21 protein-coding genes are annotated in these 23,399 nt (G+C 69.5%); 14 read left to right on the top strand and 7 right to left on the bottom strand.

The window, feature by feature from the left end:
* Positions 1-104 precede the first annotated feature (104 nt).
* Positions 105-620 carry a hypothetical protein gene (locus ACFY3V_RS26210; protein WP_362902180.1) on the top strand — a complete coding sequence of 172 codons (516 nt, stop codon included), beginning with the start codon at positions 105-107 and terminating at the stop codon, positions 618-620.
* 512 nt (positions 621-1,132) lie between these two features.
* On the opposite strand, the gene ACFY3V_RS26205 is transcribed toward ACFY3V_RS26210, so the two are convergent.
* Positions 1,133-2,113, bottom strand: a complete 981-nt coding sequence (locus ACFY3V_RS26205) for a LacI family DNA-binding transcriptional regulator (RefSeq protein ID WP_362902182.1) — start codon at positions 2,111-2,113, stop codon at positions 1,133-1,135.
* Positions 2,114-2,197: 84 nt separating this feature from the next.
* Complete coding sequence (locus tag ACFY3V_RS26200; protein ID WP_350946059.1) at positions 2,198-3,835, bottom strand: ABC-F family ATP-binding cassette domain-containing protein; 1,638 nt, start codon at positions 3,833-3,835, stop codon at positions 2,198-2,200.
* A gap of 333 nt (positions 3,836-4,168) precedes the next feature.
* Between ACFY3V_RS26200 and ACFY3V_RS26195 the strand changes: the two genes are divergently transcribed.
* Both ACFY3V_RS26195 and ACFY3V_RS26190 read left to right on the top strand, forming a co-directional pair.
* Positions 4,169-4,903, top strand: a complete 735-nt coding sequence (locus tag ACFY3V_RS26195) for a hypothetical protein (protein ID WP_350946058.1) — start codon at positions 4,169-4,171, stop codon at positions 4,901-4,903.
* A 165-nt stretch (positions 4,904-5,068) separates the two neighbouring features.
* Complete coding sequence (locus ACFY3V_RS26190; RefSeq protein WP_389777054.1) at positions 5,069-6,229, top strand: acyl-CoA dehydrogenase family protein; 1,161 nt, start codon at positions 5,069-5,071, stop codon at positions 6,227-6,229.
* Between the two features lie 51 nt (positions 6,230-6,280).
* On the opposite strand, the gene ACFY3V_RS26185 is transcribed toward ACFY3V_RS26190, so the two are convergent.
* The 4 genes from ACFY3V_RS26185 to ACFY3V_RS26170 all read right to left on the bottom strand — a co-directional run bounded on the left by ACFY3V_RS26185 (position 6,281) and on the right by ACFY3V_RS26170 (position 11,344).
* Positions 6,281-7,321 carry a family 2 encapsulin nanocompartment cargo protein polyprenyl transferase gene (locus ACFY3V_RS26185; RefSeq protein WP_362902187.1) on the bottom strand — a complete coding sequence of 347 codons (1,041 nt, stop codon included), beginning with the start codon at positions 7,319-7,321 and terminating at the stop codon, positions 6,281-6,283.
* Between the two features lie 57 nt (positions 7,322-7,378).
* Positions 7,379-8,764, bottom strand: coding sequence for a family 2B encapsulin nanocompartment shell protein (locus tag ACFY3V_RS26180; RefSeq protein WP_362902189.1), 1,386 nt, complete (start codon positions 8,762-8,764; stop codon positions 7,379-7,381).
* A gap of 592 nt (positions 8,765-9,356) precedes the next feature.
* A complete protein-coding gene (locus tag ACFY3V_RS26175; RefSeq protein WP_350946054.1) occupies positions 9,357-10,550 on the bottom strand; it encodes a glycosyltransferase family 4 protein in 1,194 nt (397 codons plus the stop codon).
* Positions 10,547-11,344, bottom strand: a complete 798-nt coding sequence (locus ACFY3V_RS26170) for a sulfotransferase (protein WP_362902193.1) — start codon at positions 11,342-11,344, stop codon at positions 10,547-10,549. The genes ACFY3V_RS26175 and ACFY3V_RS26170 overlap by 4 nt, the downstream gene beginning before the upstream one ends.
* 296 nt (positions 11,345-11,640) lie before the next feature.
* On the opposite strand from ACFY3V_RS26170, the gene ACFY3V_RS26165 reads away from it, so the two are divergent.
* Positions 11,641-12,114 (top strand): hypothetical protein, encoded by a 474-nt coding sequence (locus ACFY3V_RS26165; protein WP_389777048.1) that lies wholly within the window; start codon positions 11,641-11,643, stop codon positions 12,112-12,114.
* Positions 12,115-12,331: 217 nt separating this feature from the next.
* On the top strand, positions 12,332-13,198 hold the full coding sequence (locus tag ACFY3V_RS26160) for an NAD(+)/NADH kinase (RefSeq protein ID WP_350946051.1): 867 nt from the start codon (positions 12,332-12,334) through the stop codon (positions 13,196-13,198).
* Between the two features lie 154 nt (positions 13,199-13,352).
* Here ACFY3V_RS26160 and ACFY3V_RS26155 read toward each other — a convergent pair whose 3' ends face one another.
* Positions 13,353-14,060, bottom strand: a complete 708-nt coding sequence (locus ACFY3V_RS26155) for a GntR family transcriptional regulator (RefSeq protein ID WP_362902197.1) — start codon at positions 14,058-14,060, stop codon at positions 13,353-13,355.
* Positions 14,061-14,262: 202 nt separating this feature from the next.
* Between ACFY3V_RS26155 and ACFY3V_RS26150 the strand changes: the two genes are divergently transcribed.
* From ACFY3V_RS26150 to ACFY3V_RS26110, 9 genes are all read left to right on the top strand, one after another.
* Positions 14,263-15,063: a thiamine pyrophosphate-dependent enzyme gene (locus tag ACFY3V_RS26150; RefSeq protein WP_362902199.1), complete on the top strand. Its 801-nt coding sequence runs from the start codon at positions 14,263-14,265 to the stop codon at positions 15,061-15,063.
* Entirely contained in the window at positions 15,056-16,060 is a 1,005-nt protein-coding gene (locus ACFY3V_RS26145) for a transketolase C-terminal domain-containing protein (protein WP_362902201.1), read from the top strand. The genes ACFY3V_RS26150 and ACFY3V_RS26145 overlap by 8 nt, the downstream gene beginning before the upstream one ends.
* A gap of 13 nt (positions 16,061-16,073) precedes the next feature.
* The gene (locus ACFY3V_RS26140) at positions 16,074-17,366 is read left to right on the top strand and encodes a Xaa-Pro peptidase family protein (RefSeq protein ID WP_350946047.1); all 1,293 of its coding nucleotides are present in this window, start codon (positions 16,074-16,076) and stop codon (positions 17,364-17,366) included.
* Positions 17,367-17,380: 14 nt separating this feature from the next.
* On the top strand, positions 17,381-18,259 hold the full coding sequence (locus ACFY3V_RS26135) for an NAD(P)-dependent oxidoreductase (protein ID WP_362902203.1): 879 nt from the start codon (positions 17,381-17,383) through the stop codon (positions 18,257-18,259).
* Positions 18,260-18,737: 478 nt separating this feature from the next.
* Complete coding sequence (locus ACFY3V_RS26130; protein ID WP_389777041.1) at positions 18,738-19,934, top strand: ABC transporter substrate-binding protein; 1,197 nt, start codon at positions 18,738-18,740, stop codon at positions 19,932-19,934.
* A 78-nt stretch (positions 19,935-20,012) separates the two neighbouring features.
* Positions 20,013-20,909, top strand: coding sequence for a branched-chain amino acid ABC transporter permease (locus ACFY3V_RS26125; protein ID WP_389777038.1), 897 nt, complete (start codon positions 20,013-20,015; stop codon positions 20,907-20,909).
* On the top strand, positions 20,906-21,913 hold the full coding sequence (locus ACFY3V_RS26120) for a branched-chain amino acid ABC transporter permease (RefSeq protein ID WP_362902209.1): 1,008 nt from the start codon (positions 20,906-20,908) through the stop codon (positions 21,911-21,913). Before ACFY3V_RS26125 ends, ACFY3V_RS26120 begins: the two co-directional genes overlap by 4 nt.
* On the top strand, positions 21,910-22,683 hold the full coding sequence (locus ACFY3V_RS26115) for an ABC transporter ATP-binding protein (RefSeq protein ID WP_362902211.1): 774 nt from the start codon (positions 21,910-21,912) through the stop codon (positions 22,681-22,683). The genes ACFY3V_RS26120 and ACFY3V_RS26115 overlap by 4 nt, the downstream gene beginning before the upstream one ends.
* Positions 22,680-23,396 carry an ABC transporter ATP-binding protein gene (locus ACFY3V_RS26110; RefSeq protein ID WP_389777034.1) on the top strand — a complete coding sequence of 239 codons (717 nt, stop codon included), beginning with the start codon at positions 22,680-22,682 and terminating at the stop codon, positions 23,394-23,396. Before ACFY3V_RS26115 ends, ACFY3V_RS26110 begins: the two co-directional genes overlap by 4 nt.
* The last annotated feature ends 3 nt before the right edge of the window (positions 23,397-23,399 follow it).

The raw sequence follows: 23,399 nt of genomic DNA, 5'->3' as shown, positions 1-23,399 counted from the left end.
TCCCTCTTATAAGTGGCTGATACTCGTTTGCAGTGAGCGGTCAACCCGGTTGAAAGCGGCCCATCACACACTGTGGTCACAACAGCCGGAAAGGAATCCCTCCCATGACGATCAGCCGCCTTCTCACCGGACTCGCCCTCGCCACCGCACTCGTCTCCATCGCCCCGGCGACCGCACAGGCGGCGACCGCCCCGACGCGGAGCGGCCCGGCGACCGCCGACGCGACGGCGGAGCAGGGCGCCGGCCCGTGGGGCACCTACTACGCCCCCGGCAGGAGGGCCAAGACGCACGGCTCGATCACCGTCTACGGTGAGGACCACGCCGACATCCCCGCCGCCGAGAGAGGCAAGATCTCCGGCAAGGTCTACGACCTGACCAGGGACTCCTCCTGCGGCTGGGCGGTCTTCCGTCTCACCTACCGCACCCCCGACGGCAAGAACCTGCCGTTCAAGCACCGCAGCGTCGTCGACTGCTCCTACGGCACCCCGAAGTCGTTCTCGTTCACCCAGCACGACCTCTACCAGGTCGAGCTCAAGGTCTGCTCCGAGCGCAAGGCTTCCAAGCCCTCCCTGAACTGCCTGTACGCGGGCAGCTGGAAGATCCTCTACGTCTCGAAGTGAGCACCGGGCGGGGTCTCCCCGCCCGGCACGGCCACCGGGCCGCGGGCCGCGACCTCGGCGGGAGGACCAGCTCGCCGAGGCGGCGGCCCGGCACCTGCGGCGCACCACGATGCCGAGGGTGGCGGCCGGCACGACCGGCTCAGCCACCGGTTCCACCCGGGCAGCCGGTTGTCGTAGGGCTCGACGGAGAGACCCGAGCCCGCCGCGGGAAAGCGCGGGCGACGAGGATCGCACCCTCAGGAAGAACGGGGATGTTCCGGCACATTTTCACGACATATATTCGTAATAAATAAACACAGGCTCGGAATATAATGATGTCCAACCGCTAGATCATCCGTGGTGTGATCTGAAACGGGTCCTGCGGCGCGGCGTCGTCGCCCGAGCACCAAGGATGCCCCGCCCCGGAGCATCAGAAGCTCCGGCGGGCCGACCTGCGAGAGGACTGGGGATCGAAGGACGTCGGCCGCCTCACCGGGCGCGGGGCGACGCCCCCGCCTCGCGATCGGCGCCCCTCAGCGTTTGACCGGGCCGGTCGAGGCCCTGACCACCAGTTCGGGCTCGAAGAGGAGCTCGTCGGCCGGGACGAGGGCCTTGTCGATCTGGGCCGCGAGCAGGTCGACGACCGCGCGTCCCATCGCGTCGATCGGCTGGCGCAGCGTCGTCAGCGGCGGGTCGGTGCAGTTCATCAGCGCGGAGTCGTCGTAGCCGATCACCGAGACGTCGTCGGGCACGGAGAGCCCGGCCCTGCGGGCCGCCCTGATCGCGCCCAGGGCCATCACGTCGCTCGCGCAGATGACGCCGGTCACGCCCTTTCGCATCAGCCGGGCGGCCGCCGCGTGCCCTCCTTCCAGGGAGAACATGGTGTGCTCCACGAACTCGGGGTCGAGGTCGGCCGCGTCCAGCTTGCGCCGCGAGGGCACGTGGTCGGGAGGGCCGAGCACCATGCCGATCCGCTCGTGGCCCAGCGAGCGCAGGTGGCCGAGCGCCATCTCGGCGGCGGCCACGTCGTCGCAGGAGACCTGCGGGAAGGCGAGGTGCGCGACCGCGGCGTTCACCAGCACGGTCGGCAGGCGTCGCTCCCGCAGCAGCTCGTAATGGTCGTGGGGGGCGTCGGCCTGGGCGAACAGGCCTCCGGCGAAGACGACCCCCGACACCTGCTGCTGGAGCAGCAGGTCGACGTACTCCGCTTCGGAGACGCCGCCCAGGGTCCGGGTGCACAGCACGGAGGTGAAGCCCTGCTGGGCCAGCGCGCCCCCGACCACCTCGGCGAAGGCGGGGAAGATGGGGTTCTGCAGCTCGGGGAGGACGAGCCCGACCAGCCGCGCCCTGTCACCTCGCAGCTGGGTCGGCCGCTCGTAGCCGAGCACGTCGAGCGCCGTGAGGACGGCCTCACGGGTCGCCTCGGACACGCCGGGCTTCCCGTTGAGCACGCGACTGACCGTCGCCTCGCTCATCCCGACCTTCTTGGCCACTTCTGCAAGCCGTCGCGTCATGATGAAACTATAAGGCAAAAGAAGCAATTACTTGCAGAGACTTGCGAAAGTTACGTCATCAGTCAGGTCCCGCGGGCGTCTCGGTCACCTTTCGGCGATCCGGCCCTCGTCGACGTGGATCCGCCGGGTGGTGTGCACCGCCTCCAGCATCCGGCGGTCGTGGGTGACCAGCAGCAGCGTACCGGGATAGGAGGCGAGCGCGGACTCCAGCTGCTCGATCGCGGCCAGGTCCAGGTGGTTGGTCGGCTCGTCCAGCACGAGCAGGTTCACCCCGCGCGCCTGGAGCAGCGCGAGCGCGGCGCGGGTCCGCTCCCCCGGCGAGAGGGTGGCGGCCGGGCGCGGCACGTGCGCGGCGCGCAGGCCGAACTTGGCGAGCAGCGTGCGGACGTCACCGGGGACCATGTCGGGCACGGCCGCGCCGAAGGCGTCCACCAGGGGTTCGTCACCGAGGAAGAGCCCGCGCGCCTGGTCCACCTCCCCGACGACCACGCCGGGACCGAGCGAGGCGTTGCCCTCCTCCAGCGGGAGCCGGCCCAGAAGCGCCGCGAGCAGGGTGGACTTCCCCGAGCCGTTCGCGCCGGTGATCGCCACCCGCTCCGCCCAGCCGACCTCCAGGTTCACCGGGCCGAGGGTGAACGTGCCGCGCCGGACCACGGCGTCGCGCAGCGTCGCGACGACGGCGCCCGACCTCGGCGCCACCGCGATCTCCATGCGCAGCTCCCACTCCTTGCGGGGCTCCTCCACCTCTTCCAGCCGCTCGATCATCCGCTCGGTCTGGCGGGCCTTCGCCGCCTGCTTCTCCGTCGTCTCGGTACGGAGGTTGCGGCCGATCTTGTCGTTGTCGGGCGCCTTTCGCCGCGCGTTCTTGACGCCCTTCTCCATCCAGGCGCGCTGCATCCCCGCGCGCTGCTTGAGGGAGGCGACGGTGCCCGCGTACTCCTCGTACTCCTCGCGGGCGTGCCGACGGGCGACCTCGCGCTCGGCGAGGTATGCCTCGTAGCCGCCGCCGTGCACCCTGACCAGCTGCTGGGCGAGGTCGAGCTCGACGACCCTGTTCACGGTCCTGGCCAGGAACTCGCGGTCGTGGCTGACCAGGACGGTCCCGGCGCGCAGCCCGGTGACGAAGCGTTCGAGCCGCTCCAGCCCCTCCAGGTCGAGGTCGTTGGTGGGTTCGTCCAGCAGGAAGACGTCGTATCGGCTGAGCAGCAGGGAGGCCATGCCCGCCCGCGCGGCCTGGCCGCCGGAGAGCGCCGTCATCGGCCGGTCGAGCTCCACGGCGAGGCCGAGTTCGGCGACGACCTCGGCGGCCCGGTCCTCCAGGTCGGCGCCGCCCAGGGCGAGCCAGCGCTCCAGACCGGTGGCGTAGTCGTCGTCGGCGCCCGGGGCGCCCTCCACCAGCCCCTGGGTCGCGGCGTCCAGCGCGCGCTGCGCGGCGGCCACCCCGGTGCGGCGGGCCAGGAACTCCGCGATCGTCTCGCCCGCGCGGCGCTCACGCTCCTGGGGCAGGTAGCCGACCGACGCCGAGGGCGGGCTGAGCCGCACGGAGCCGTGCTCGGCGGGCAGCAGCCCCGCGAGGATCCGCAGCAGGGTTGACTTGCCCGCGCCGTTCACCCCGACCAGGCCGACGATGTCACCGGGGGCGACCACCAGGTCGAGCCCGGTGAAAAGCGCGCGGTCGCCGTGTCCGGCGGCCAGGTCCTTGGCGACGATGGTGGCACTCATACGCAAACGCTATCCGTCCGGCGACACCGCGACACCACACCCCAATTGTCCGTTATGTCCGGTTAGCGATACCGAACCCACCCGCAACCCCTCCGCCCCACAAGGGGAATTCCGACAAATCGGATATAACAGACTTGCTTCAAATAAATTTTCGGGACCCGGCGACTGGCGCCTGACCTGGCCGTTCCCGCCTAGAAACGTTACCTTACGGAGACTTAAACCTCCTTTTTTGGAGATTTTTGGCAACATCACCCGCTTCTGTGTCGTCTTATGGATGCGGGAACGGTCAACCCTGACCGTCTCCTGAAACGGGGAGAAGAGGAAAGCGTCTTGATGAAACGAATCGCCATCGGCCTGCTGTCGACCGCGGTGGGCAGCTCTCTGCTCCTGTCCGCGGGAACGGCCTCCGCGGAGCGAGTCGCTCTCAGTGTGCGCATCGACAACATCGACCCGAACCCGGTCGTCGTGAAGGGAGACGACGACACGAGGGTCTCCATCGAGGTCCGTACCACCGAGGCCACCCGCGTCGAGCTTCGCCTCAGGCCGGTCTCCGACCAGGCCCGCACCATGGCCGCCCAGGAGCCCAGGCTCCTGCACAAGGGCGACCTGTGGCGCTTCACGACCAGCTTCGACGAGAGCGACTTCGAGGGTCGCTGGGTCGCGATCGCCGACGCGTACGACAAGGACGGCAAGAAGGTGACCGACGAGGTCAACTTCTCCGTCGTGCACGAGAAGGCCGAGAAGGCCGAGACCCGCGTCTACCGGTTCTCCGCGAACCCCGAGCGCGTCCGCAAGGGCCGCTCGGTCTACTTCACCGGCAGCCTCCAGGTCGACGACAGGCGCTGGAAGGGCGTACGCGGCGAGGAGGTGGAGATCTACTTCCGCAAGCGCGGCTCCAGCGCCTGGAAGTACGTGACCTCCGCCGACACGAACTGGCAGGGTAAGTTCCGCGCCAAGGCCCGCGCGACCAAGAGCGGCGACTACCGCGCGATCTTCGACGGCACCGACAAGCTCGAGGAGAGCCGCAGCCGGACCGACGGGGTGCGTGTTTACACCCGCCGCTGGTAGTCCCGCCCGGGGCCGCGTCGCGGCCGGGTGACGCCTGACGGCGACCGACGTGAAGGCCCGGGGATCCCCCGGGCCTTCATCGTCTCCGGCGTGTTCCGCTTGATGCCCCGGCTTTCGGGCATTCGGCCAAGACAGGGACACGACTACCGGAGGGGAGCCGCGCCGATGACGACCGGTGATTTCTATGACTACTTCGACCTGCTGGAGGAGCACGAGAAGGAGATCGTGCTCCGGGTGCGGGAGTTCATGGCGCGCGAGGTCGCGCCCATCGCGAACGAGTCGTGGACCAACTCCCGCTTTCCCCACGAACTGGTTCCCGGGTTCGCCAAGCTTGACATCGCGGGCCTGTCCTGTCGGGGAGCGCGGAGCCTGCTGACCGGCTTCGTGGTCCTGGAGATGAACCGGGTGGATCCGTCGATGGGCACGTTCTTCGGCGTCCACAACGGCCTCGCGATGGGCAGCGTCGACCGGCTGGGCTCGGAGGAGCAGCGGGAGCGGTGGCTGGCGCCGATGGCGGCGATGGAGAAGATCGGCGCGTTCGCGCTGACGGAACCCGAGGGGGGTTCCGACGTCGCGGCCGGACTGCGCACGACGGCCCGCCGCGAGGGCGACATGTGGGTGCTCAACGGGGCCAAGCGCTGGATCGGCAACGCGACCTTCGCCGACCTGATCGTGGTGTGGGCGAAGGACGAGGCCGACGGCGCCGACGGCGCAGTCAAGGGATTCGTGGTCGAGAAGGGTACGCCCGGCTTCGCCGCGACGAAGATCGAGAACAAGATAGCCCTGCGGACGGTCCAGAACGCCGACATCACCCTCACCAACTGCCTGGTGCCGGAGATCAACCGGCTGCAGAAGGCCAACGGTTTCCGCGACACCGGCGCCATCCTGCGGCAGACCCGGGGAGGCGTGGCGTGGCAGGCGGTGGGGTGCATGATGGGCGCCTACGAGCTGGCGCTGGAGTACGCCGGGACGCGCGAGCAGTTCGGACGGCCGATCGCGGGGTTCCAGCTCGTGCAGGACCTGCTCGTGCGGATGCTGGGCAACATCACCTGCTCGCTGGGCATGGTGGTGCGGCTGGCGCAACTCCAGGACGCGGGCGTCTACAAAGACGAGCACTCGGCGATGGCCAAGGCCTTCTGCACGGCGCGGATGCGCGAGGCCGTGGGGTGGGCGAGGGAGATCCTGGGCGGTAACGGCATCGACCTCGACTACGACGTCGGCCGGTTCGTCGCCGACTCCGAGGCGATCTACTCCTACGAGGGGACGCGGGAGATCAACACCCTGATCGTGGGACGGGCGATCACCGGCATCGGCGCCTTCGTCTGAGGGCTCCATCGAGGAGACGAACGCGGAGGCGCCCGCCCGCCTCCGCACCGTCTAGTGGTCGCGGCGGGTGACGAGACGAGCGAGGGTGGTCAGCTCCGCGGCGGGCCGGGGCGGCGCACCCACGGCCTCCAGGTGACGCAGTGCCCGCGCGAGCAGCTCGTCGGCCTCCACGCGCGTCCAGTCGCGTCCGCCCGCGGCCTCGACGAGCGTGGCCGCGTGGACCAGCTCGTCGTCGGAGAGCGGCTGCTCCCGGTGGTAGAGCCCGGCCAGCTCCCGTCCGGCCGGGGTGCCCGAGGTGAGGGCCGCGACGACCGGGACGGACTTCTTGCGGCTGCGCAGATCCGAGTGGACGGGCTTGCCGGTCGTCGCGGGATCTCCCCAGATGCCGAGCAGGTCGTCGACGAGCTGGAACGCGAGCCCCAGGTCCCTGCCGAAGGCGACGAGATGCTCGACCTGCTCGGGAGTGCCACCGCCGAACAGCGCGCCGAGCCCGCACGCGCACCCCAGCAGGGCCCCGGTCTTACCGGTCGCCATGCTCAGGCAGTCGGCCGGCCCGACATCCCGGCGATCCTCGAAGGCGACGTCCGCGCTCTGGCCGTCCAGGAGCTCCTGCACGGCGGTGCTGAATATCCGGGTCGCCTCGGCGGTCGCCGGGTGCCCTCCGGTCGCGAGCACGTCGAAGGCGAGCGTCAGCAGCGCGTCACCGGCCAGGATCGCCGGGCTGACGCCGAAGACGGCCCAGGCCGTGGGGCGGTGGCGGCGGGTCCGGTCACCGTCCATCACGTCGTCGTGCAGCAGGGAGAAGTCGTGCACCAGCTCGACGGCCGCCGCCGGTCGAAGGGCCGAGACGGCGGTCCCCCCGACGGCTTCGGCCGAGAGCAGGGCGAGCGCGGGACGGAGCGCCTTGCCCCCGCCGATCGTGGACGGCCTGCCCTGCTCGTCCCACCAGCCGAACTGGTATCCGGCGATTCGCCGCATCGAGGCGGGCAACGTGTCGGCCGCCGGGCGCAGGGTCGCCTCGACCGTGTCCCGGCTCCAGGCGAGCACCTCACCCGCGGACCGCCCGTTCGTCGACATCTCGATGGTCGTCATCCTTGCTCTCCCTCGCTCAGCGGCCGGTCCGAAGGTGGTGGGTCGCCCGGCCCGTCCTCAGTGGCCGATCTCGACGTCTTCCAGGATGCCGAGCGCGTCGGGCACCAGGACGGCGGCGGAGTAGTAGGCGCTGACCAGGTAGGAGATGATCGCCTTCTCGCTGATGCCCATGAAGCGAACCGACAGGCTCGGCTGGTATTCGTCCGGGATGCCGGTCTGGTGCAGGCCGATGACCCCCTGGTTGTCCTCGCCGACGCGCATCGCCAGGATCGAGGTGGTGCGGGTGGAGGTGATGGGGATCTTGCTGCAGGAGAAGATGGGGACGCCGCGCCAGGCGGGCACCCCGCTGCCGCCGACGTCGACGCCCTGCGGGTAGAGCCCGCGCGCGTTGCACTCGCGGCCGAAGGCGGCGATGGCGTGCGGGTGGGCGAGGAAGAAGCTCGTGCTCCTGCGACGGCTGAGCAGCTCGTCGAGGTCGTCGGGGGTGGGCGGGCCGCTGCGGGTGTGGATCCGCTGCTTGAGGTCGGCGTTGTGCAGCAGCCCGAACTCGCGGTTGTTGATCAGCTCGTGCTCCTGGCGCTCGCGCAGCACCTCGATCGTGAGCCGGAGCTGCTGCTCGATCTGGTCCATCGGGTCGTTGTAGAGGTCGGCCACCCGGGTGTGCACCCGCAGGACCGTCTGCGCGACGCTCAGCTGGTATTCGCGCGGGGTGAGCTCGTAGTCGACGAACGTGCCCGGCAGGTCGGCCTCTCCCGCGTGCCCGGCGGCCACCTCGACGGCGGCCTCGCCGTACTTGTTCTGCGGCCCGCGCTCGGCCGTCTCCCGCTGCCGCAGGTGGGCCTGGAGCGGCTCGGCCTGCCCTGCCAGCTCATGGAACGCGTGCCGGGGCAGGACCATCGCCGTGCCGCCGGTGACCGCCTTGGCGGTGAACGGCCACTCGCCCTCGTCACCGACGAGCGCGTCGTCACCGAAGTGGTCGCCCGCGGCGAGCACGGTCAGCACGATCTCGTCGCCGTACGGACCCGTGCCGAGCTTGTTGACCTTGCCGTGCGCGATGAGCACGACCTCGTCGGCCGGCTGTCCCGCCTCCACGAGCACGTCGCCGGCCTGGAACTCGCGCTGGACGAACCTGCCCGCCAGCGCGTCGAGGACGTCGGAGTCGTCGAACCCGCGCAGCAGGGGCAGCTCGCACAGCTCGGCCGGGATGACCGCCACCTGCGACCCCGAGTTGGTGAAGCTCACCCGCCCGTCACCGATCGTGTAGCTCAGCCGCCGGTTGACGCGGTAGGTGCCGCCCGAGACCTGCGTCCAGGGGAGCATCCGCAGCAGCCACCGTGAGGTGATCTCCTGCATCTGGGGAGTCGACTTGGTCGTCGTCGCCAGGTTACGCGCGGCGTCCGTACTCAAGCTCAGCTGCGACCGGCCAGCCTCGAACTCCGTCACAACACACCACCGATCCGTACTCGTATCTGACAGGGGAGAAAAAGACATGAAACAGCCAGGGGGGAACGTCAATTACCCGCGACAGAAACGGCAGAATCGTTGACCCCCCGATGCGCGGAGCCGGATACGGCCCGCCATCGTGGACGCCTCAATATTGGGAGGTCCTTAAATAACCTGTCAAGCATTGACTACGATCCGGCCGGCAATTAAAAAAGTCGCCATCGCCAAATGCCCGAAAAACATTGAATGTCTTGTTCATCGCGGCGCCGCACGCATACGACGGGCTCCGCGGGCCGGGGTGTCCGTCATGACAGGCACGGCATCACGCATCCTCGGCGACCGGCGCCGCGACGCGGAAACCCCTCGTGTGAAACGGGCCCAGGCCACGTCCTCGCGACCTGGGCGCACCCCGGACACGCAGGCGGCCGATCCCGGACGCTCCCCGGTCGTCCCGGACACGCCCATATCCCGGGCGCCCGGACACGCCCGCGGCCTCGCACGAAAACGCGACAGCACAGCGACGAAAAATGTGAAATATGAATCAGGGCGACATTTCCCTTAAAAGCGGAAAGTCAGGCAAAGCCGGTAAGTATTACCGTTCCGGCGCGCGGTCCAGAAGCTCGGCGAACAGGTTCTCCCAGAGCGGCATGACCACCTCGGGCGTGTAGTCGCGCGCGGTGACGATCGCGGCGGCCCCGATCCGCTCCCGCAACTCCCGGTCCTCGATGAGCCGGACCATCGCCGCCGCCAGCGCGTCGACGTCCTTGGGCGGGACGAGCAGCCCGTCGACGCCGGGGGTGAGCACGTCGGCCGGGCCGGTCGGGCAGTCGAAGGCGACCACGGGCAGCGCCTGGGCCATCGCCTCGATCATCACCATCGGCAACCCCTCGAACCGCGAGCTGAGCACGTAGAAGGACGCCTTGGCCAGCTCCTCGTCGAGGTGCTCGGTCCGTCCCATCAAGGTGACGTTGTCGCCCAGCGCGTGCTCCTTCAGGAGCTCGCGCAGCTTGTCCTTCTTCGGGCCGGTGCCGTAGATGCGCAGCCGCCAGTCCGGGTGGCGGTCGACGACCTGCCGGAACGCGGGGATCAGCAGGTCGAACCCCTTCTGCCCGACGAGCCGCCCGGCCGCGACCGCGAGCCTCCCCTCCCGCTCGGCGGGCGGCTGCCGCACCGGGCCGACCGCGTTGGGTATCCGCACGACGGGGGTGTCGGGCAGAAGCTCCTGGTATTCCTTCCTGTCGGTCCCGGTGAGCACGGCCACCGCGTCCAGGCCGCCGTAGTGGCGGGCGATCGCCGACCGGACCGCCGCGGGGTGGGTGGCCAGGTTCATGTGTTCCTGGGCGACCCTGACGACGCTCGCGGGAGTGCGCCGGGCGGAGATGAGGTTCAGCGCGGGACGGGTGGTGACCAGGATGCCGTCCTGGAGCGCGGAGACGTACTCGATGACGGCCCGCTCCACGCGCTCGGTGAAGTAGGAGGCCGCGAACTCCCCCGCGGGCACGATCTTGCCGCGGATCCGCCGCCAGGCCTTGCGTCCCACCGAGTCGACCGGCCTGGCCTCCCGCTGGTCCGACAGCGCCAGGAGACGGACGCGCTCGTCGATCGGGAACTGCGGGCTCTCCCTGCGGCGCACCACGCTGACGATCTCGACCTCGTGTCCGGCCGCGGCCATCGCGTTCGCCTGGTTGATCACCGTGCGGATCGTTCCACCCATGCCGTACGCGTGCAGGAGCATGTAGCGGATCTTCATCGCACCGGGAGCTCCGGGCACCCCCGGGGCCGTCACGCGGGCTCCGTGGCGCGCGGCAGGTATCCCCAGCTCTCACACATCGGCCTGAGCGGCTCGGGGATCTCCTCCGCCGTCGGCAGCTCACGCGCGGGCTGCACGCTCCCGGAGCGGATCTTGTCCTTCCAGTCGCCGAGCCCCTTCTCCAGCACGGACTGCTCCCCGTACGTCAGCATCTCCGGTTCCCAGGGAACGCCGAGGAAGTCGCAGAGGCGGCGCCCCTCGGTCTCGGGGTCGGCGGTCAGGTCCTCGTAGCGCACGGTGCACCCGCTGAGCGCCCCCCGGGCCCGCTGCACGGCCTTCATGTAGCGAAGGGCGTCGAGCGCCGCCTCCTCGGGCGTCCTCTTGCCCGCGCCCGCCTCGTACCACGAACTCGCGATGGACGCCGGGTGGCGCAGCAGGAAGACGAACCGGGCGTCCGGCCAGCACGCGGCGATCCGCCGGTACGCGAAGGCGTTGGCCGGAGTCTTGTCCACGACGAACGTCTTGCCGCTTTTGACCAGCTCGCGGTGCAGCACGCGGTCCCACAGCAGGTGTTCCAGGTCGGCCCGGTCGTGCCCGAGTGCCCCCATCGCCTTCTCCGCCAGCGAGGTGCCGAACTCCACCCGCAGCCTTCGGACGTGCAGCTCGTGCGGGGCGTGCAGCATGGAGTGGGCGTTGAGCAGGACCCTCAGGAGCGTGGAACCGGACCGCACCGGCGAGAGGATGAAGATCGGGGCGATCAGCAGCCGGTCGATCTTCGGGTCCGAGGGCGGCCTGAACGATTCCTCCGCCGCCGCCGCGGGTGTCCTCACCGCTACCGGTGGACCAACTTTTCCTACTCGGTTAAGCTGGAATCCGGTGAGCCTGACAAGTGCGTTGTTTGCCTTGCGCTGCCAGTCCATGCCCACGGAGGGTAGCCACCTTTCCTGGCATTTAACTGTGTGTTGCCTCAAGACCACCTCTTCGCGCACGGTCCAAAGCCGGTGATTCACGCTCTCCACCCGGGGTAGGGACACGTTCCCACAGCTCAGAGGGCGTGCAGCCGACAGCGACCGAGATCCGGCACACCGCCCCGAGCACCGCCGCCGCCCCGCGAGGAGGAGATCGGGTGACCCACGACGTACGGCCGGAGACGGCCTCCTCCCGAACCTCGCCCGACGCCTCGTCCCGCGTCGATGCCGCAACCGAGGCCGACAGCAGTGCCGGCACCGGGGCCGATATCGAGGTCGACGACGCGACCGCCGAGGCCCTGGGCAAGCTCTCCGAGGCCTTGGAGACGACCGAGAGGGCTCGCGGGCACCTCTACTCCTTCCACCAGCTGACCGGCCACGCCGACCTGCAACTCGACGAGGCCGTGGAACTGCTGTGCGCCGCAGGCCACCCCGAGATGGCCGACATGGTGACCCGCGAGCTGATCGGCCTGGACGTCATCCCCAACAGGTGGACCTTCCAGATCGTGGAGGAGTACGAGGACGGCTACCACGCCGCCTTCACCGGCGTGGAAAGGCGGATCAGGGAGCGGCTCGCCGGCGGGCGCCGCCACCTCCACGAGGCGCGGATGAAGAAAAGGCGCCAGGGCTGAGGCTCTCCACCTCCGCCACGCCCGAAAGCCCCTACGCCTGGAAGCCCGTTCCTCGCCGCCGAACCCTTATCTGTGCCCGGCGCTCGCACCTGTGCCCGCACTCACCGCGGGGCCTGCCGCCCAAGGGCTCGCCCGCTCCTCGCCGCCGTACCCCGATCTCGCGGACCGCGGGATTCGGCGTACGGATCCGATGGCGGCTCCCCGTACAGTGTGAGGCATGGGGATGGTCAAGACCGTGGGACTGGTTCTGCACCCGCAGCGCGATTCGAAGGTGGCCATCGACACGATCGTGGAGTGGGCCCGCGCCCGCGACGTCACGGTGCTCGGGCTGCCCGACGAGGTCGGGCGCATCGACTGCAGCGCCGTCGCGGTCGACGCCCCCACCCTGGTCGACCGCGCCGACCTGCTCGTCAGCCTCGGCGGCGACGGCACGATGCTGCGCACCATGCGGCTCGCCTCGGAGCGCAAGCTCCCCGTCCTGGGCGTCAACCTCGGCAAGCTGGGCTTCCTCGCGGAGATCGACGTCGACGAGCTGCCTCCCGCGCTGTCGGCCATCGACAACCACGACTACAGCGTCGAGCCGCGCATGGCGGTGCGGGCGACCCTGCCCGACGGCACGACGATGACCGCGTTCAACGACATCGCCCTGGTGCGGATACCGGGTGACGGGCTGTCGGCGGTGTCGATCACCGTGGAGGGCCATCCCTTCGTGCGCTACGCGGCCGACGCGGTGATCGTGGCCACCCCCACCGGGTCGACCGCCTACAGCTTCTCCGCGGGCGGTCCCATCGTGTCGCCGACGGTCGAGGGGTTCCTGGTGGTTCCCGCCGCCGCGCACTCGTCGTTCAACCGGGCCCTCGTGCTGTCGGCCGACGAGCGGGTGGTGCTCGATCTGCTGCCGACGAGCGGACGACTCGCCGTGGAGGTGGACGGCGCGGTGGCCGCGCACCTGACACCCGGGGACGCGCTCGGTATCACCGCCATCCGCGCCGCCGCCTGGGTGGTCAGGCTCGGCCCCAAGAGCTTCTACGACCGCGCCCGCCGCAAGCTCCGCGTCAACGGCAGCGCCGAGGTCGACCAGTAGCCGGATCTCGTCGTGGCGGAGCCGACACCTCAGGTGGCGACCGTCCTGTCACACGGACCTCACCCGTGCCGGCCCGAGGGCCGGATCACCCGTCCGCCGTCTTTCCCGGCGTGAGCCCCTCAAGGCATGCGGCCCGCGATGTTTTCTCGCGACGCTAACGGCGGCTGCGCTCGATGTGCTGGAGCATCACCTCGTGGTGGTGACGGATCGCGGCGCGGGTGGCGGTGTCGTCACCGGCGGTCATCCCGTCCAGGATGGGCTTGTGAATGGCCATCTGAGCGTCGGCGCTGTCCGGTAACAGCCAGTCGGGGATCAGGTCCCTGTTGACCCAGTCGTCGTACTCGTAAGAGATGATCGCGGTGTGGACCGCCTCGTAGATCGAGGTCAGGAACGGGTTGCCGGAGGTCCGGACGACCGCCGCGTGGAAGACCGTGTCGGCGGCGATCCACGCCGACGTGCCGTGGGCCATGCTCTCCTTGAGGCGTTGCAGCGCCGACCTCACCTCGGCGAGGTCGGTTTCGGGGTTTCGCAGCCCCTCGGTCGCGCCCAGCGTCTCCAGCCAGAGCCTCAGGTCGACCAGGCGTGACAAGGACTGCCTGTCGAGGTCGAGCATCAGGTTGACGGAGGCGGCCAGGCCCGACTCCGGGCGGCGCATCACGTACGCTCCCGAGCCCTGCTTGATCTCGACAAGCCCCATGAGCGACAACGTGCGCAAGGCCTGGCTGACGATCGGCCGACTGGCGCCGAACATCTCCGCGAGGTGACGTTCCGACGGCAGGCGCGCACCTTCGGCGATGTCCCGGGTGATGATGAGCTGTCGAATCTGCTCGGCGACGTCGTCTGCGAGCCGGCTGGTCGACACGGTTCGGACGGCCCCGAACTCCACAACCTTGCGTGGGCGTGAACCGTTTTCGTGGTCCGCCAGCGCCATGGATTCCTCCAGTTTGACCAAGACGAGAGAGAGCGTACGCCCGCCACGGAATCGCCAGGAAGAGGGCTTGACACGGCATAAGCTCTGTGGTTGTACTAAAGCGGCATAGCCACTTTACCACTAGAGAGCAGACATGGACCAAAAAACCGAGTCACTCGCCGCGTTGGCCGACCGCATCCGGCTTCACGCCGTGCGGATGGTGGCGACGCATGGGCTTGGCTATCTGGGACAGGCGCTGTCGTCGGCCGAGATCCTGGCGACCGTCTACGGCAGGGTGTACCGACCCGAGGTGGACCGCATCGTGATCTCACCGGGCCACTATGTGATCGGAGCGTTCGCGGCGGCGGCCGAGTGCGGCCTGCTCGATCCGGCCGCGCTCGCGACCTACGGTCACGACGGCTCGCGTTTGGAAGCGATCGGCACGGAACGCTCCCCCTCGATCGACCTCACCTGCGGATCGCTGGGTCAGGGCCTGTCCGCCGCGGTCGGCTTCGCGCTCTCCGACCGGCTGCTGGGCCGCACCGACGCCAGGACCGTTGTGCTCGTCAGTGACGGCGAGTTGGAGGAGGGCCAGGTCTGGGAGGCGGCGATGTTCGCCGCCCACCACGGGCTCGGCGGCATCATCGCGCTCGTCGACGCGAACAACTCCCAGGTGGACGGCCCGGTCGCGGAGATCACCACGATCGAGCCCGTCGCCGACAAGTGGCGCGCGTTCGGGTGGCACGCCCAGGACGTGGACGGCCACGACATCCAGGCGCTGGAGTCCGCGCTCGAGAAGGCCGTCCGGTCCGACCGCCCCGCGGTCGTCACCGCCAGGACCGCCACGACCACCGGCCTGGACTGTCTGCCCAGCACCATCGACGGACACTTCGTCAAGCTCCCCCCGAAGTTGGCCGAGCAGGCCGTCGCCGAACTGGAGGCCCGCCTTGCGTAGACCGCCGTACCCCACAGTCCTGAAACCGTACGGCAGGACACTGCTGGATCTGGCCCGCGTCGACGAGCGGATCGTCTGCCTGTCCGGAGACCTGACCCGTCAGTGCGAGATAGACCTGTTCCGCGACGAGCTGCCGGAACGTTTCATCAACGTCGGCATGGCCGAGGCCAACATGATCGGCATCGCCGGGGCGCTGGCCCGGGCCGGTCACGTGCCGTTCGTGCACACCTTCGGCGTCTTCGCCACCCGGCGCCCGTTCGACCAGATCGTCAACGCCGTCGCGTACCCGAACCTGCCGGTGCGCATCGTCGGCTTCATGCCGGGCATCTCCAGCCCCGGTGGCCCGAGCCACCAGGCCATCGAGGACGTGGCGCTGATGCGTGCGCTGCCCAATCTGACGGTGATCGACGCCGCCGACGCCACGGAGATCCAACAGGTCGTGCCCGCGATCCTCGACCATCCGGGCCCGGTCTACCTGCGCCTCAAGCGCGGTGAGATCCCGGTGATCTTCGAGGAGGGGTACGAGTTCTCGATGCACCGCGCCCAGCGGCTGCGGACGGGCGGCGACGCGGTGATCGTCGCCAACGGCATGATGCTTCCCGCCGCCATTGTCGCCACCGACATACTCGCCGCCACCGGGATCGACTGCGGCCTCGTGCACGCCCCCGTGGTCAAGCCGCTGGACGCCGCCACGGTGGTGGACGCCGCGGCCGGGGTGCGCGCGGTCGTGACCGCGGAGAACCACACGATCGTCGGCGGCCTGGGATCGGCGGTCGCCGAGGCCCTGGCCGAGGCCGGGTCGGGCGCCAGGCTGCGCCGGGTCGGCCTGCGGGACACCTTCGCCGAGGGCGCGCTGACCGCCCATCACCTTTTCCAGACCTACGACCTCACCACCCAGTCGATCGTCGACGCGGTGTGGGGTGTGCTCAAACCGGGCGGCCCCGCGCCGGTCGCCCCGACAAGTCCCGCCGCCGTCGGCGAGTACTCACCAGTCTGATACGGGAGGCCCTGTGACCAATTTCTATGCTCCACCGGCGGAGACCGGCTCGATCGCCTCACTCGGCGCGACCATGGGTGTCGACTGGGAGGAACGAGTCAACTTCGACCGGCTCCGCAGGGAGCGCTTCGCCAAGGTGCAGAACGCGTTCGCCCACTCCGACCTGGGCGCGCTTGTTCTGTTCGACATGAACAACATCCGCTACACGACCGGCACCCACATCGGGAACTGGGCGCGCGACAAGCTTTTCCGGTGCGCGCTCGTGATGCGGGACCAGGAGCCGATCCTGTGGGACATCGGTTCGGCCGCACGCACGCACCAGCGGTTCGCGCCCTGGTTCGGCAAGGAGAGCTGGCAGGCGGGCCTGTCCAGCTGGCGTGGCTCGATTCCCGAGGAGGTGGGTGTCGAGCGGGGCAACGCGGCCAGGATCGCCCAACTGCTCCGCGACCACGGCCTGGCAGGTGAGCCGATCGGTGTCGACGTGGTCGAGTTGCCGGTGCTGCGCGCCCTGGAGGGCGCCGGTCTCACCGTCGTCGACGGACACTCGTTCATGCAGGACGTCCGCGCGGTCAAAACCCCCGACGAGATCGCCCTGCTGGACCATTCGGCCGGCCTGGTGGACGGGGCCTACGAGGAGCTGTTCCGCACCCTGCGGCCGGGCATCCGCGAGAACGACTGCGTGGCGCTGGTCAACCGTTATCTCTACGAGCACGGCTCGGAAGAGGTCGAGGCGGTCAACTCCATCTCCGGCGGCCGCTGCAGCCCGCATCCGCACGTGTTCTCCGACCGCCTGATCCGGCCCGGCGACACCGCGTACTTCGACATCATCCACTCCTTCAACGGCTACCGGACCTGCTACTACCGGACGTTCAACGTCGGAGGGGCCGGCCTGGCCCAGGTGGAGGCGTACCGGCGGGCCCGGGAGTTCATGGACAACGCGATCGCCGAGATCCGTCCCGGCGCGACCTCGGCCGACGTGGTCCGGCACTTCCCGGCCGCTCAGGAGTTCGGGTACGCCAACGAGGAGGAGGCGTTCGGGCTGCAGTACTGCCACGGGCTCGGCCTGTCCAACTGGGAGCGGCCGCTGATGAGCCGGTACCACTCCTTCGAGCATCCGGTGACGCTGCAGGAGGGCATGGTCTTCGCGATCGAGACCTACTGGCCGACGCCGGACGGCAGCGCCGCCGCGCGCATCGAGGAGGAGGTCGTGGTGACCGCGGACGGCTGTCAGCTGCTCACCCGATTCCCGGCCGACCAGCTGTACGTGACGGGCATCCGGTATACGCGGGGCGCCGACCTACTGTGAGCGGAGAAGAGAAGATGACAGAGATCGGCTGGATCGGCGCTGGACGGATGGGCGCGGCGATGGCCGGCCGCCTGCTGGACGCCCGCCTCCCGGTGCGGGTCTGGAACCGTACGCGGGCCAAGGCGGAGGCGCTGGTGCCGCGCGGCGCGACGGTCGCCGACGAGGTGTCCGACCTGGGCGGCTGTGACGTCGTGTTCATCATGGTCTCGACCTCGGACGACCTGCGCGAGGTGTTGCGCCGTCTCTACGAGGGAACAGCCCTGCCGGGCACGGTGGTCGACTGCTCGACCGTCTCCGCGGAGGCGTCGGCCGAGGCGCGCGCCGAGTCGGCCGCGCGCGGCGTGCGTTTCGTGGCCTCCCCGGTGAGCGGAAACCCGCATGTGGTCGCCGCCGGGGACGCGCGCCTGGTGGCGTCGGGCGACCGGGAGAGCTTCGACCTGGTCCGGCCGTTGCTGGAGACGATCGGCCAGAGCGCGGTCTACGCCGGTCCGGGAGAGGTGAGCAGGCTGGTCAAGGTCTGCCACAACCTCTACCTGGGGATGATGGTCGAGTCCCTGATCGAGGTGGTGACGCTGGCCGAGAAGGGCGGTGTGGACAGGGCCGCGTTCCTGGAGTTCCTCGGCGGCACCGTGCTCGGCTCCGAGTGGGTCCGTCACCGCACCCCCGACCTGCTGGAACGGGACTGGCGTCCGACCTTCACGACCGCGCTGCTGCGCAAGGACTTCGATCTCGGCCTCGGCGCCGCCCGGACCCACGAGGTGCCGATGCCGGTGGCGAGCCTGGTGCACCAGATCATCCAGGCCGCGATCGGGCAGGGCCACCGCGACGACGACTTCCTGTCCATGTACGACGTGCAGGCGGCCAACGCCGGTCTGCGGCGCGACTCCACATGAGCGCTGTATGAACGCTGTGATTTCGGTGGACGTCTCAGCCGGAATTTCGTCGCGGGCGAGCGGGTCGGGCCGTCGCCGGGCCGACCACGTCCCGGTGACCGGCCCGGCGACGGCCGAGGTCGTCGCCGAAATCGCCGGCGGGAACGGTCGAGGACCTGCTCGCGGCGGTCGGCGCGGCGCCCGCGGCGGGTGGCGCCCTGGCCGGTGTCGAGGCGTTATTCGAACCTGAATACGTGACCGTCGGCCGGTAGCTACGGCTTGGTAACGAGCCGTTCGCGACCTTGACACCATGGGCGGATCGTCCGTTTAAATTGGCTAAGCCACATGGCCACTAGGGCACTTCGAGGCGACATAATTACCCAAACCGGTATTTATCCGAAGATAAATAGGCACCAAAGTCAGGCATCGTTACGGGCGTGGCCACCGGCTCCGACCGTAGGAGGGAACCGGCCGTGCCACAGCACAGGGAGCTAACGACATGACACGCAAAGGGGCCGTATCGGGGATCGCCGCGCTCGCGTTCGCACTCGCCCTGACCGGTTGCGGCGGCAGCACCGTCGCGGGCGGCGAGAGTGCCGAATCAACCGGCACGAGCGACTCGATCAAGATCGGGTTCATGGTGCCGAAGTCCGGCATCTACGCCTCGATCGGCACCGACCTCGATCGAGCGATGCAGATCTACCTCGACAAGAACAACGGCGAACTGGGTGGCCGCAAGATCGACCTGGTCACGGTCGACGAGGGCAGCACGCCGCAGACCGGCACGGCCGCCGCCCGGCGGCTCGTGCAGCAGGAGCAGGTGAGCGTCGTCACCGGCATCGTCAACAGCGCCACGGCCGTCGGCGTGGCCACGGTCTTCTCCGACGCGAAGATCCCGGTCGTCTCCACAGGCCAGGTCGCCGACAACCCGTTCTGGTGGCGGGTCGGCTGGACCAATCCGATGATGAACACATCCATCGTGGACCACCTCGTGGCCCAGGCGAAGGACAAGCCGGCCTACCTGATCGGCGCGGACTACAAGCAGGGCCGCGACATCATCGACGACGTCAAGGCGGGCCTGGAGGCCGGCGGAGTCGAGGTCGTCGGCACCACGTTCACACCGTTCGGCACCACCCAGGACTACCAGCCGTACCTGTCGGAGATCAAGAAGAGCAAGGCCGGCACGGTGTACGCGTTCTACGCCGGCGCCGAGGCCACCAAGTTCGTGACCCAGTACGGCCAGTTCGGTCTCAAAGACCAGGCGACGCTCTACGGTAACCAGGCGCTGACCGAGGGCAACCTCGCCGCGCAGGGCTCGGCCGCCGCCGGCGTGCTGACGAACTCGATCTACAGCCCGAGCATCGACACCCCGGTCAACAAGGAGTTCGTCGACGCGTACGTGGCCAAGTTCAACGCGCAGCCGTCCGTCTACTCCGAGGCCCAGTACGCCTCGGCCGCGGTGCTGGACAAGGCGATCGCGTCGATCGGCGACGGCGCGATCACCGGAGACGCCGTCAACGTGGCGCTGGGCAAGGTGGGTGACGTCGAAACGCCGCGCGGGACCTGGCGCTTCGACACCTTCCAGGCACCCAGCCAGACCATCTACCTGCGGCGGGCCACCGAGACCGACGGCGTCATGAGCGACGAGGTGATCGAGGTCCTGGGCGTCTACTCCAGCGACGGCAAGAAGTCCTGAAAACCCGCGGGCGGCGTGCCCCGACAGGACGCGCCGCCCGCCCCAGGTATCGATGAAGCATCCAATGAAGGGAGGAACGTGTCCGTAGCGACGCAATGGTTCGACGCCAACCTCATCACGGTGATCAACGGGCTGGCGTACGGCCTACTGCTCTACACGCTGGCCGTCGGTCTGTCGCTCGTGTTCGGCATGCTCAACCTGTTGAACCTGGCGCACGGCACGCTTTTCCTCGCCGGCGCCTATGTCGCCGCCGTGGTCGTGGCACCGAGCGGCGCATGGCTGTCGTGGGTGCTGGCGCTCAGCATCGCGCTGGCCGTCGGCGCACTGGCCGGGGTCGGGCTCACCACGATGACCCGGCTGCTGACCCGCCGCGGCCACATGGCGGAGGCACTGCTCACACTCGGCATCTCGCTGGCCGGGTCCAGCCTGTTGTTGTGGATCTTCGGCGCGGATGTGCGCTCGGTGCCGGCACCCGCCGGCCTGGACGGCAGCGTCACGATCCTCGGCAACCCCTACCCCGTCTACCGGCTGGTGCTGATCGGCTTCGGGCTGCTCATCGCCCTGCTGGCCGAGGTGATCCTGGAGCGCACGATGATGGGTGCCGTCGTGCGGGCAATCGTCGCCGACGCCGACATCGTCAGCACGCTCGGCATCGACACCCGGAAGATCCTTTACGGCGTGCTGGCCGTCGGCTCCGCACTCGCCGTGGTGGCGGGTGTCCTCGGCGGCCCGATGCTCGGCGCCGCGCCCGGGCTCGACGGCCACGTCCTGTTGATCGCCTTGGTCGTGGTGGTCATCGGCGGCATGGGATCGGCCCGCGGCGCGCTCATCGGCGGCCTGCTGATCGGTCAGGTGCAGACCCTCGGCACGGCCCTTGCGCCCGAGGTCGCCCCGTTTCTCATATTCGGCGCGATGGCGCTGGTCCTGGTCGTGCGGCCGCACGGCCTCCTTGGCCGAGCGGAGGCGACCACATGAACATCCTCGAACGTCCGGCCACGGGCGCGCTCGTCCCGCCACTGCTCGTCCCGCCACTGCTCGTGCTGGCCGCCGCCGCGCCACCGTTCCTGCTCGGCCCCTACGCGGTGTCCACCCTCACCCAGATCCTGGCCTTCTCCCTCATGGTGATGAGCATCGTCCTGCTCATGGGCATCGCCGGAGTGCCGACCATCGGACAGGCCGGCTTCTTCGGCGTCGGCGGCTACGTGACCGCCCTGCTGGCCGGCCACCTGACCACCAGCGCACCCACACTGCTGGTGATCTCGGCGGCGGCCGGGGCGCTGGTCGCCGCCGCCACCGGCTGGCTGCTCGTCCGGGTGAGGGGCACGTACGTGCTGATGCTGACGCTGGCCATCGGCGAGTTGCTCGCCCTGGTGGCCATCGCGCGGGTCAGCCTCACCGGCGGCTCCGACGGCCTCGCGAACATTCCGGCGCTGACACTGCTGCCCGGCGTCACGCTGCGGCATATCGCCGTCGTCTACTGGTACATCGCCGGAGCCGTGCTCCTCATGGCGGCCCTCATCGCGCTGCTGATCCGCTCGCCGTTCGGCCGGGCGCTACGCGGCGTGCGCGACAACGAACCGCGGATGCGCGCGCTCGGCTACAGCACCGCCCTCTACAAATACGCCGCGTTCACCGTCAGCGGCGCGTTCGCCGGCGTGGCCGGGTCGTTGTGGGTGACCCAGACGTTGTTCATCTCCCCGTCCGACATGAGCTTCCACACCTCGGCGCTGGCACTGCTCGCGCTGATCGTCGGCGGGTCGCAGAGCCTCTGGGGGGCGGTGGCCGGCTCCGCATTGATCATCGTCGCGCAGAACATGCTGCCGATCTCCATGCAGGGCCTCGGCCCCCTCGTACTCGGCGTGGTGCTCGTGGTGGTGGTCTACACGCTGCCGGACGGCTTCGCCGGGATCCGCAACCCGCTGCGCCGTCGCCCGCCCGCGGCCGTGACCGCCGAGCCGCTACGGAAGGAGCGGGTATGACCGCCGCACTACGGCTGGATGGCCTGACCCGGGCGTACGGCGCGCTGCGCGCGGTCGACGGCGTGACGCTGACGGTCCGCGCCGGGGCCCGGCACGCGCTGATCGGACCCAACGGCGCCGGGAAGTCCACGATGTTCAAGCTGCTCTCCGGCGAGGTCCGTCCGACCGACGGCCGGATCCGCTACTTCGACGACGACATCACCCGCTACTCCCAGCCACGCCGGGTCCGGATGGGGATCGCCCAGACCTATCAGCACTCCAGCGTCTTCATGTCGCTCACAGTCGCCGAGAACGTCGCGCTCGCCGCCCAGCGGGTGCAGGGCATCGGCACCGTGTGGTGGCGCGGCTCCGCCCGATACGCGGACCGGGCCGCCGCCACCCGGGAATGTCTCACCGCGGTGGGCCTGGCCGAGCGGAGCGGTGACCTCGTGTCATCGTTGTCCCACGGCGAGCGCCGTCAGCTGGAGCTGGCCCTGGCGCTCGCCTCCAAGCCCCGCCTGCTGCTGCTCGACGAGCCCACGGCCGGCATGTCGGCGACCGAGTCGGACGCCTTCGTCCAGCTGGTCAAGACACTTCCCGACGACCTGACGGTGATCGTGGTCGAGCACGACCTCGACGTCGTGTTCAGCCTGGCGACCGACATCTCCGTACTGCACCACGGCAAGCTCCTGGCCACCGGCACACCGGCCGAGGTGTCGGCCGACCCTGCCGTCCAGGAGGCGTATCTGTCCTGGTCGGCGACCGACGACGACCTGAAGGAGATCCCGTGAGCCCGCTGCTGGAAGTGCGCGGTCTGCGCGCCGGATACGACGGGAGCGTGGTGCTGCAGGGCGTCGACGTGACCATCGACGAAGGCACCGTGCTCGCGGTGCTCGGCAGGAACGGGGTCGGCAAGTCGACCCTGGTCATGTCGGTGATCGGGCTCGTACGGGCGTACTCGGGCAGTGTCGTGTTCGCCGGGCGGGAGCTGACCCGCGAGCGGACCGACAGGATCGCCTCGACCGGCATCGCGCTGGTGCCCCAGGGACGGCGGGTGTTCAGCCCGCTGACGGTCGAGGAGAACCTGCGCATCGCCGTACGCCGCAACCGGCCGGGACCCTGGACGCTGGATCGGCTCTACGAACTGCTGCCGCGGCTGCGGGAGCGGCGGGGCAACCGCGGCGACCAGCTCTCCGGCGGCGAGCAGCAGATGCTCGCGATCGGCCGGGCGCTGCTGACCAACCCGCGCCTGCTGTTGCTCGACGAGCCGTCGGACGGGCTCTCCCCGATGGTGGTGCGGCAGGTCGCCGACGTCGTCCGCGCGTTGCGCGAGGACGGCATCACCGTCCTGCTCGTCGAACAGAACGTGCGATTGGCACTCGAACTCGCCGACAACGTCGCGGTGATGGTCAAGGGCGAGATCGCCTGGCACACCGACCCCGCCGGCTTCCACGGCGACCGCGAACGCGTCCGCGCGCTGATGAGCGTGGCCGGTCCACAGTAGAGG

This window comes from Streptosporangium sp. NPDC000095 (assembly GCF_042899335.1).
Lineage (GTDB): Bacteria > Actinomycetota > Actinomycetes > Streptosporangiales > Streptosporangiaceae > Streptosporangium.
This window is presented reverse-complemented; position numbering and strand designations above follow the sequence as displayed.